The organism is Microcoleus sp. Aus8_D2 (genome assembly GCF_036702665.1).
Lineage (GTDB): Bacteria > Cyanobacteriota > Cyanobacteriia > Cyanobacteriales > Microcoleaceae > Microcoleus.
In genome coordinates this window covers 20,095-27,732 of record NZ_JAUBUN010000004.1, presented here as the reverse complement: position 1 = coordinate 27,732, position 7,638 = coordinate 20,095, and the positions used below count along the sequence as shown (strand labels likewise).

Sequence of the window (7,638 nt, the reverse complement as noted above, 5' to 3'; positions counted from 1 at the left end):
TTTGTCAGGTGCGGCTCCATTAGATTGTCGATGGAATACAGGAGATTTATCGCAGGATCCGCACCCTACCACCACTACAAAAGAAGTGTTTTTTTTTACGCTGTTTGTCAGGTGCGGCTCCATTAGATTGTCGATGGAATACAGGAGATTTATCGCAGGATCCGCACCCTACCACCACTAATGACTAATGACTAATGACAAAAATGAGATGCTCCCAATTAACCTACTATGCTGGTTTCTTTTTCGGAGCTTTTAAGATTTTGTCCTTCGCCATTTTGTCAACGATTAAGTCGCTGATAATTTGAGCTCCGTGGGAGGTAAAGTGCACGCCGTCATTAATTTTTACATAGCCACGCTTCCCCGATTTATCAGCAACTACAGGCACAAATTTACCGTTTTCTGAAAAAGTGTCCCAAGTAGAAATAAATTCAATTTTTTCTGAAAATTTGCCGGCATTCTTATAAATATCGTTCATCATGAGAAAAGCTTTGATATACGAAGATTTGTTAGAGATTGATTGACCTACCCAATACACTTTTCTCACGGAGGAGGAGCCAAGTAACTTGGCATATTTATCTACTCTTTCTTGATAAGCTTTTTGCCATTCTGGGGTCAGGATGGCGCGGTATTTTCCTTGATAATCAGTGATATCTTGAGTATCATTTCCTCCGAACAAAACTATCACTACATCCGGTCGATAATCCTGGATGATTTCGCTGGTTCTCGCATACCAGTCATAATAATCTATCCGATTTAAGCCGCTCGATACTTTGTAGTCAAGTTTTGTATTTGCGATATTGTATTTTTCCTTGAGAGTGTACTGGAGTTGAGTTCCTAAGTCGAACATTACGGAATCGCCAATAAATAAAAATTTGCGATAAGGTACGGTTAGTTTTGGTTTAGCTGGGGTTGGTTTTTTAGCAGGCTTTATGGGTGAAACTGCCCATTTTGTTGCGGTGTTAACAGGAGAACTTTTGGCTTTTTTGGGGATGCTATCGAAGTTAATATCTTTAATTTTGCTCCAAAAATCTTGTTCAGATTTCCTGAAACCGTCTATTTGGATCTGGCGCGCTGCTTGTTTAATTTCGGTACTGGCTAAAGGAGTTGAAGAAAAGCTTTTCAGAAATAAGGATAAGTTGGAAAATATTAAAGTTAGAATTACAGAAGTAACGATCAGCAAAATTTCTCTATCTCTCATAAGTAGAAGTCAGAAGTCAGTAGTCAGTAGTCAGTAGTCCTGCCGTCCTGCCGTCAGTAGTCCTGCCGTCCTGCCGTCATCAGGAAGAAGGAAGAAGTCAAGCGTGAAGTCGGAAGAAGGAAGAAGGGAAGAAGATATACACCGCAATAATTTTTGGGTGATTCGTATTTTACGTTTAATTAGGTGGATTTACTTGTTTATTAGAAGTTAAAGTAAATAAAAGGCGGAACTGTACTTGGGCCTAACATTAAGATAGCATACACGAACAGCGAAACTAAGACAACCCGAAAGAAAAGGTTTTTTAATGACAATACTGTTTGCAATACTTGGGAAATGATCTCGCCCCACAGGTTGATTGCGCCAATGACGGCAATTACTAGATACAATTGCCAAAAGTTGAATTGAACAGTTGCAGCGGAAAAACGAAAGATTCCTTGAAAAAACCTCATCGCAGTTTCCCAGTTGGGTGTGCCGAAAAATACCCAGCTACAGGTAACAAAGGTAAAGGTTAACAACCAACTGCAAAATTTGGCAAATCTCGGAAAGGCATAGTCTAATTTGAGATGGATAGCTTGGGGAATATCTTTACATAGATGGTTGACAATCAGTCCTAAACCGTGAATTGCTCCCCAGAAAATAAAGTTTAATCCTGCGCCGTGCCAAAATCCGCCGATCGCCATTGTCATCAGTAAATTTACGTACTTCCGCAACTTGCCGTATTTATTACCACCTAACGGAAAGTAAAGGTAATCTCTCAACCACTCGGAAAGACTGATGTGCCACCTTTTCCAAAATTCCTGCAAGCTGAGCGATCGGTATGGCATATTAAAGTTAGCAATGGGTTTGAAACCCAGCAAGCAAGAGATGCCGTTAGCTAAATCGGAGTAGCCGCTGAAATCTACGTAAATTAAACAAGAATAGGAAATTGCCGCGAGGATTAAATCGATGCTGCTGTATTGCTGGGGGACTTTGAAGGGTAGTTGAGTGAAGTTAAACAAAAAGCTCGCTAAAGTATATTTTTTGAAGAGTCCAGACAAAATCAAAACTAGAACTTCTTCGATTTGATAGTCGTATTTTTTAGGTGAATTTAGCTGCGAGTAAAATTCGCCAGGGCGCGAGATTGGCCCGGAGGCAATTTGGGGAAAGTAGGTAATGTAGGTGGCGTAGTCTACAAATTTTGGACAGGGGATTTTTTGCTGGTAGCAGTCGATTAAATGGGAAATCATTCTAAATGTGTAGAACGATACGCCGACGGGGGCGATGATTTGCAAAACTTGAAAGCTGGCTGGAATGTGTAGCTGGTTTAGTACCTCAAATAAGGATGTTACAAAGAAGTTGCAATATTTAAAAAAGCCGAGATTGGCAATGTTTACAATTATGCCTGAGATGAAAGCAAGTTTGTGATATTTGCTGTGAACAACAGCTCGGAGAATGATATAATTGCAGACTGTACTTAAAATGAGGAGGCAGAGAAAGTCTAAGCTCCAAAAGGAATAAAACAATAAACTGGAAATTAGCAAGACAATTTTATATAAATTGACTTTGGGCTTCAAAGAGAGGATGGCACTAAAAAGAATTAGGAAAAATATGAGAAATTGGTACGTGGGAAATAGCATAGATGTCAAGGAATCAAAAATCTGGGTTTTGACAATATAGATATTTTGTAGGGACACTGCATTGCCGATTAGTGTCAACTTAAGCTCAAACCCATTCAGAGACTGCTGTTTAACTATTAAATCTAGATCCCCCCGCAGGAAGAGCCCCCTACTCGACCCCTACTCCCCTTCCTAAGGGGGGGACAAGAGCGCGATCGAAGTCCCCCGACTATCGGGGGGATGCGAGGGGGATCTGGACTCAGATATAAACGAGATTTCTCAAGGGTTTTAGGCGATTGTTGACACGACGAAAGGCTGGCGTGCCGTGTCCCTACTTGAGGTTTTGGCAAAAAGTCAATTGTGTTGCAACTTCCGCGCTCGTTAACCGCACTCATAGATTCATAATCGTCTTTAAAGATTAAGATAGTTGTGAGACCATATATTAACGGATAACAACAGGAATCCCCTTGATTGCGAGGAACCAACGTGCAGCCAACAGACCCTAGCAAATTTACAGATCAAGCCTGGGAAGCCATAGTCAAATCCCAGGATGTAGCCCGCCGCTTTGCGAATCAGCAGCTAGAGGTTGAACATTTAGCGATCGCCATTCTGGAACAGCAAGCCCTAGCAAACAGCATTCTCAGCAAGGCCGGAGTCGATGTCCCTCGCTTGGCGCAGCAGTTAGATGCTTTTGCCAAACGACAGCCGAGAGTTGCCAACGCTGACCAACTATACCTCGGTCGCGGCTTAGAAGTGATGTTAGATGCTGCTGAGTCTGCCAGACAGACTTGGCAAGATAATTTTATCGCCGTTGAACATTTATTAATAGGCTTGCTAGAAGACGAACGAGTCGGACGACGTTTGCTGACAAAAGGCGATGGCCCGCCGGGCCGCCCCGGATACGATCGCAAACCGGCCCCAGGGACGATCGATCGCCCGAAACTCGATGAAGCAATCAAATCAATTCGCGCTACTACCAAAGTCAAAGATCAAAAGCAAAGTCAAAGTCAAAGCCAAAGCCAAAATCAAAATCAAAATTCCGAAGCCAACTCCGACGCCCTCTCTAAATACGGCCGCGATTTGACAGAAGCGGCAAAAGCAGGCAAACTCGACCCAGTAATCGGCCGCGACGAGGAAATTCGCCGGGTAGTACAAGTTCTTTCCCGCCGCCAGAAAAACAATCCAGTGTTAATTGGCGATCCCGGAGTCGGAAAAACTGCGATCGCCGAAGGTTTAGCCCAGCGAATTGTCAACGGCGACGTGCCGGAATCTTTGAAAAATCGCCAACTATTCAGCCTCGATATGGGCAGTTTAATTGCTGGGGCAAAATTCCGGGGCGAATTTGAAGAAAGATTGCGATCGGTGTTGCGAGAAGTCATCGATTCCGACGGACAAATTGTTCTATTTATCGACGAATTGCACACCGTTGTCGGCACAGGCGGCGGCGGAAGTTCCGGTTCGGGAATGGATGCCGGAAATTTGTTGAAACCGATGTTAGCCCGGGGCGAATTGCGCTGCATCGGCGCGACAACTCTCGATGAATTCCGCAAAAATATTGAAAAAGATCCTGCACTGGAACGCCGCTTTCAACAAGTATTTGTCGGCGAACCGACTGTGGAAGATACTGTTTCAATTTTACGCGGATTGAAAGACCGTTACGAACGCCACCACGGGGTAAAAATTACCGATTCGGCCCTGGTAGCTGCTGCTACTCTGTCTTTTCGCTATATTTCCGATCGCTTTTTGCCCGATAAGGCGATCGACCTTGTAGACGAAGCGGCCGCCCATTTGAAAATGGAGATTACCTCCAAACCCGTGGAATTGGAAGGGATCGACCGCCGGGTGATGCAGTTGGAAATGGAAAAATTGTCGATCGAAGGTGAGGGAAAAGGTTCTCCCACCGCCACTATCACGCCCCGCATCGAACGCATCAAAGCTGAGATTGACATTTTAAAAGCCAAGCAAGAAAAACTATCTTCGCAGTGGTTGGGCGAAAAGCAGTTATTGGATGCAATCAATAAATTGAAAGCCGAAGAAGACCAACTGCGAGTCCAAATCGAACAAGCAGAAAGAGCTTACGATTTGAATAAAGCGGCGCAGTTGAAATATGGTAAATTAGAAACTGCGGTGCGCGATCGCGAAGCCAAGGAAGCCGAACTTTTGAAACAGCAAGCTCAAGGTTCTTCGCTGCTGCGGGAAAAAGTTACTGAGGGCGATATTGCAGAAATTGTGGCGAAGTGGACGGGGATTCCGGTCAATCGGTTGTTAGAATCGGAACGCCAAAAATTGCTGCAATTGGAAAGTCATTTGCACAAGAAAGTCATCGGTCAAGAAGAGGCTGTAACGGCGGTTGCTGCGGCGATCCGGCGGGCGCGGGCGGGGATGAAAGATCCCGGTAGACCGATCGGCTCTTTCTTGTTTATGGGCCCCACAGGCGTCGGTAAAACCGAGTTAGCGCGGGCATTGGCAGAGTTTTTGTTTGACAGCGATGATGCGATCGTCCGCATCGATATGTCGGAATATATGGAGAAACACAGCGTCTCTCGGTTAGTCGGAGCTCCCCCCGGATACGTCGGTTACGACGAAGGCGGACAACTTTCCGAAGCAGTGCGGAGACATCCTTATTCGGTAGTGCTATTTGACGAAGTAGAAAAAGCGCACCCGGATGTATTTAACATTTTGCTGCAAGTGTTGGATGACGGCAGAATTACTGATTCTCAAGGTCGAGTAGTTGACTTTAGAAATACCGTCATTGTGATGACCAGCAATATCGGCAGCGATCACATTTTAGACGTATTTACTAAGAAGGGAAAAACCGCCAAGAAACCCGCAACTCGCAAGCACGAACCGAAGGAGGTGTCAATTCCCAAGACAGACTATAAAGTTGCTGACGACGGTACTGTTGAGGTGTCAGCCCAGCGAGTTGATATATCAGAAAAGAGTGAAAAAGATCACAGTGAAAGTGAAGATTTACCGACTCAAGAACGGGAGACAGACCAAGAATACGAGCAAATGTTGAAACGGGTGATGACAGCTTTGCGATCGCACTTTCGCCCAGAATTTCTCAATCGGGTGGACGAGATCATTTTGTTCCATACCTTGAGCAAGATCGAACTGCGGCAAATTGTCAGCATTCAAGTCAAGCGGATCGAGCGGCTGTTGGCGGAACAGAAAATCACTTTGGAACTTTCCGATGCTGCGAAAAACCATATCACAGATGTTGGTTATGACCCAGTTTACGGCGCTCGTCCCCTGAAACGCGCCATTCAGCGGGAGTTGGAAAACCCGCTGGCTAACAAGATTCTGGAAAATGCGTTTACCGAAGGTGACACAATTGCGATCGACTGCGTAAATAACAGTTTGCAGTTTCGCAAAAAAGACTCTCTCCCCGCCTTGGTAGGTAACAGTTTGTAGTTGCTTCAAAAACAGGTTTCGTAGTGAGGACTTTAGTCCGCCAATTCAGAGGACTAAAGTCCTCACTACAAACCGTGTTCCCAAAGAGCTAAAATTAAATTCAACACTTCATCACCCGGACAACAGTTATGGTAACTCAACTCAAGTCCCCTCAAACAACAGATGTAATTTACCCCGATAGCGATGGTAAACCAATGTCAGACAATACCAAACAATTTCGCTGGATACTGATCATCCAACAAAATTTAGCGTGGTTGTTTGCAGATGATCCCAATGTATTTGTTGCCGGCGATTTGCTGTGGTATCCTGTCGAGGGAAATAACAAAATTAAAGTTGCCCCTGATGTCATGGTAGCCTTTGGCAGGCCCAAGGGCGATCGGGGCTCGTACCAACAGTGGCTGGAAGAAAATATTGCACCGCAAGTTGTTTTTGAAATCTTCTCTCCTGGTAACAGGTTTACAGAAATGAATCAAAAACAGGCATTTTACGATCGCCACGGTGTTGAGGAATATTACCTTTACGACCCGGATCGCAACGATTTTAGCGGTTGGATTCGTTCTGAGGGGCGTTTGGATGTAATTGAATCAATTGAAAATTGGGTCAGTCCCCGATTGGGAATTCGCTTTGATTCGTCCGGTGAAGAGTTGCAAATTTATCGTCCTGATGGCGAACCTTTTGCAAGTTATGAGGAGGTTTCTCGGAGATTGGAACAAGCCGAACAGCGCGTCGAACAAGCCGAACAGCGCGCACAACAAGCCGAACAGCGAGCTGCTTTGCTAGCAGAAAGATTGCGCGATATGGGAATTGACCCGGAACAATTATAAACTAGGCTGGGACAAAATGCGTAATATCGCTATTTTTGATCAGAATTAGATGAATTATTTGTATGCGATCGATCAAACGCGATATTACGCAAAAACCCAATACGAACAGGCTATAAGAGCCTGTTCCACAAAAATAAATCTGCTTGTGGAACAGGCTCTTATAGCCTGTTATTGAAAATAGTCAAGCCTGCTACTTGATATTACGAATTGGAAATGGTGCTGCTACCGTAAGCATCCATGCTGTAAGCGGGAACGCGAACGGTGTAATCAATTTCTGTTCCTGTCACCGATTTAGCCAGTTGTTCAAAAGATCGATCGTTCCAATTTCTGTCATGGATGGGCTTAGACTGTTCGCCCAGGAAATATGCTTGAGTACCAATTAAAGATGCTGCGACCCAGCCGACGATCAAAAGAGAGATTACAATAGTCATTTTTGCTTTTTCCTTAAGTTTTGTTACTTTATGTAAATAAATGTAACAAAAGTTTGCAAACAGCGTCAAGGTAGTCTAAAGCCGTGAGAACCGTCCGACAGGTAGTAAAAACCGCCCCTCCGATGGAAGTGGGAGAGGGGGAAGGTATTTAGAGTGTGCACCGCGCACCGGTATGT

General features: G+C 44.6%; 5 protein-coding genes. 2 read left to right on the top strand and 3 right to left on the bottom strand.

Translation table 11 applies throughout. The features are described from left to right. Nucleotides 1–226: 226 nt before the first annotated feature. Nucleotides 227–1,198 (bottom strand): SGNH/GDSL hydrolase family protein, encoded by a 972-nt coding sequence (locus QUB64_RS04285; RefSeq protein WP_333269582.1) that lies wholly within the window; start codon nt 1,196–1,198, stop codon nt 227–229. Between the two features lie 200 nt (nt 1,199–1,398). After that, nucleotides 1,399–2,814, bottom strand: a complete 1,416-nt coding sequence (locus QUB64_RS04280) for an MBOAT family O-acyltransferase (RefSeq protein WP_333269631.1) — start codon at nt 2,812–2,814, stop codon at nt 1,399–1,401. Between the two features lie 465 nt (nt 2,815–3,279). On the opposite strand from QUB64_RS04280, the gene QUB64_RS04275 reads away from it, so the two are divergent. Beyond that, on the top strand, nt 3,280–6,207 hold the full coding sequence (locus QUB64_RS04275; RefSeq protein ID WP_333269583.1) for an ATP-dependent Clp protease ATP-binding subunit: 2,928 nt from the start codon (nt 3,280–3,282) through the stop codon (nt 6,205–6,207). 128 nt (nt 6,208–6,335) lie between these two features. Next, on the top strand, nt 6,336–7,031 hold the full coding sequence (locus QUB64_RS04270; protein WP_333269584.1) for a Uma2 family endonuclease: 696 nt from the start codon (nt 6,336–6,338) through the stop codon (nt 7,029–7,031). A gap of 200 nt (nt 7,032–7,231) precedes the next feature. On the opposite strand, the gene QUB64_RS04265 is transcribed toward QUB64_RS04270, so the two are convergent. Further along, complete coding sequence (locus QUB64_RS04265) at nt 7,232–7,462, bottom strand: photosystem II protein, Psb35-related (RefSeq protein WP_333269585.1); 231 nt, start codon at nt 7,460–7,462, stop codon at nt 7,232–7,234. Between the last annotated feature and the right edge of the window lie 176 nt (nt 7,463–7,638).